Raw genomic sequence first — 3,253 nt, 5'->3', positions numbered from 1 at the left:
TATCATCGTCAAAATGGCGGTGATCGTCGGCGCCCACAGCGATGTCGCCTGGGACGAGCCGCTCTACAAGATCAAGTGGCTGTCGCCGGTGATGTGGGTGGTCGAGCGCACCATCTCGACGCCGGCAACCCACCACGCCCATCACGGCCGCCACAAGAGCGACGGCGTGACCCACTATAAGGGCAATTTCGGCAATCTGCTGTTCTTCTGGGACGTATTGTTCGGCACCGCTCACATCACGCGCCGCTATCCGGAACTTTTCGGCGTGGAAAATCTCGCACCCGCCACTCTGGGCCAGCAACTGGCCTGGCCGATCTTTCCGGAGAATAAGGAAGGCGGCCATGGCGTAAATGAATTGGCGGCGATCGAGGCGGCAGCAGAGGTTTAAGCGGCTTGGGAGACCTCTGTTGACGCTGGCCTATGGACTTGTCGTGCCGATAAATTATAAGGTTCGATACGTGCTATCAAAGATAGAAGGAAATACCGATATGACCTCTCAGGCGACTTTTACCAAAATGCAGGATGGCACGCTCGAAGACTGGAAGGTTATCGGCGCTGCCCACAAAGAGGAATTCAAGAATACGGCCGACCGTTTTATCGACATGTTGAAATCACTCGAGCAACATACGCTCGGATTTGCCTGCGATCAGCTCCAGCATTCCCTGATGACAGGAACGCTTGCACGCCGGGCGGGCGCTAGCGATGAAGAAATCGTTATTGCTCTTTGTCATGACATTGCAAAAGCGGTCAACGTTCCCAATCACGGTCCGATTGCCGCAGAGATGATGCGGCCTTACATCAGCGATGACAGCTATCACGTGATCCGCAACCACCAGGCTTTTCAGGGCGAACATTATTATCATTATATGGGCGCACCAACCGACCTCAGGAAAAAATGGGTCGATGAACCTTGGTATGGCCTTGCAGTCAAACTCGTCGATGAATGGGATGCACCGGCCTTTGATCCCGACTTCGAAGTCGATTCACTGGAAAGTTTTGAACCGCTCATGCGAAAGATATTCCACGACAATCCAACAGCCGTCGGATAGAAAAATATTCCGATCCATCGGAAACAGCATCAGACCAGATTATATTAGGCCAATCATTGATTACCAATGTCGGTTGGCGGGACGAATTTCCCTTCGGATCGGGTTTTTCCAAATCCGGCTTCTACCCAATAGTTGCCAGTAATGGCGACCAAAGCGGGAATCTGTTGCCGCAAAATTCCGGAGTCAGCCCAGCCTGAATATTGACTGGCGCAATATGCTCGCTACCCGGCTGCCGCGACAATCTCCGCCCAGGCCGCCTCGTCAATCACCTCGATACCGAGTTCAGCGGCCTTCTTCGCTTTCGACCCCGCGCCCGGTCCGGCAACCACCAGATCGGTCTTCGCGCTCACCGAACCGGAAGCCTTGGCGCCCAGCGCCTCGGCCTGCGCCTTAGCCTCGTCGCGGCTCATGGTTTCCAGCTTGCCGGTGAAGACCACCGTCTTGCCCGCCACCGCACTGTCGCGGGTTTCGACGATATAGTCGGGCGGGGAAACCTCGTTGAGCAGATCATCCCAGACGGTGCGGTTGTGGGGTTCGTGGAAGAAATCCGCCAAAGCCTGCGCCACGGTAGGTCCGACGCCGTCAATCGAGGTGATCTCTGCCCAGGCCGCATCACCCGCTTCGGTTCCGGTCGCCGCGGGCCCAGCCTCCCCGTTCGTGTGGAGCGAAGTCGAGCCATCGGCATCCGCGCCCTCCCCGTCTCTCGACTGCGCTCGAGACGAACGGTATTTTTCCGATTCTTGCGCGATCTCCGCAATTTCGCGCAACCGCGGTAAAGTCTGGAAATTTTTCAGCAAATCCTTTGCCGTCACCGTGCCGATATGTCTTATGCCCAGTCCGAACAGCAGCCTCGCCGCATCCGGCTGGCGCTTCTTTTCCACAGCCGCCAACAGATTATCCACAGACTTGTCCTGCCAGCCATCGCGGGTAAGAATTGCGTCTCGGTATTTGTGCAGTCGGAAAATGTCAGCGGGGCTTTCAAGCCAGCCCGCTTCGATAAATTCCGCGATGCTTTTCTCGCCCAGACCGTCGATATCCAGCGCCACCCGCGAAACGAAATGAGCCAGACGCTGGAACCGCTGCGCCGGGCAGATCAGACCGCCGGTGCAGCGCACATCGACTTCGCCTTCCTCGGCGACCGCTTCGCTGTCGCATTCGGGGCAATGTTCGGGGAAATGATAAGACTGGCGTTGTTCGTCGCGGGTCAGATTTTCGACCACCTGCGGGATTACGTCCCCTGCCCGCTGGATCACCACCCGGTCGCCCGGACGCACCCCAAGCCGTTCGACTTCATCGCGATTATGCAACGTGACATTGGAAACGACCACGCCGCCGACCGTGACCGGCTTCAGGCGTCCCACCGGCGTCAGCTTGCCGGTACGTCCAACCTGAATATCGATACTCTCCAGCGTCGTCTGGGCCTGTTCCGCCGGGAATTTATGCGCTAATGCCCAGCGCGGCGCTTTGGCGACGAAACCGAGCCGTTGCTGCCAGTCGAGCCGGTCGACCTTGTAGACCACACCATCGATATCATAATCCAGATCAGCCCGCTCCGCCTCGATATGGCGATAATGGGCGAGCATCTCGTCGAGCGACTCAAACCGCTGGACCAAAGGCGACACCGGCACGCCCCAGCTTTCAATGACCTTCATGACGTCAAATGCCTTGTTGCCCGGAACTTCGCTATGCACGCCCCAGCCATGCGCCCAGAATTTCAGCGGCCGCTTGGCGGTGACACTGGCGTCTTTCTGCCGCAGCGAACCGGCAGCGGCGTTGCGCGGATTGGCGAACTGGCGGATTTTCTCGTGATCGAAGTCGATGCCTTTCGCCTCCGCATCGGCCCTGCCTTCATCCATCAGCCGTTCGTTCAGCCCGGCAAAATCGGCCTTGGCCATATAGACCTCGCCACGGATCTCGAAAAGGTCGGGGATGGTGTTGGAATCGCCGTTCGTGTCGAGCGATGTCGAGACACCTGTTCCCGCCTTGCCGTCTCTCGACTGCGCTCGAGACGAACGGAGAGATTGCGGAATATCTGAAATCATCCGCACATTGGCGGTCACATCCTCACCAACCTGCCCGTCCCCGCGCGTCGCGGCCAGCACCAGTTCACCCTTCTCGTACCGCAGCGAACAGGACAGCCCGTCAATCTTGTCCTCGGCGGTCACCGCCACCGGCGCGCCCTCGTCCAGATTGAGGAACCGCCG

Annotated in this window: 3 protein-coding genes; 2 read left to right on the top strand and 1 reads right to left on the bottom strand. The window is 58.2% G+C overall.

What is annotated here, in order from left to right:
* Both V7680_RS12370 and V7680_RS12365 read left to right on the top strand, forming a co-directional pair.
* Window positions 1-388 (top strand): sterol desaturase family protein (locus V7680_RS12370; protein WP_442955019.1); only part of this gene is annotated, 388 nt, incomplete at its 5' end.
* A gap of 100 nt (window positions 389-488) precedes the next feature.
* Entirely contained in the window at window positions 489-1,049 is a 561-nt protein-coding gene (locus tag V7680_RS12365) for an HD domain-containing protein (RefSeq protein WP_335653584.1), read from the top strand.
* Window positions 1,050-1,270: 221 nt separating this feature from the next.
* On the opposite strand, the gene ligA is transcribed toward V7680_RS12365, so the two are convergent.
* Window positions 1,271-3,253 (bottom strand): NAD-dependent DNA ligase LigA (ligA, locus tag V7680_RS12360; protein WP_335653583.1); only part of this gene is annotated, 1,983 nt, incomplete at its 5' end.

Origin of the sequence: Parasphingorhabdus sp., assembly GCF_036963705.1 — a bacterium.
Lineage (GTDB): Bacteria > Pseudomonadota > Alphaproteobacteria > Sphingomonadales > Sphingomonadaceae > Parasphingorhabdus.
This window is presented reverse-complemented; position numbering and strand designations above follow the sequence as displayed.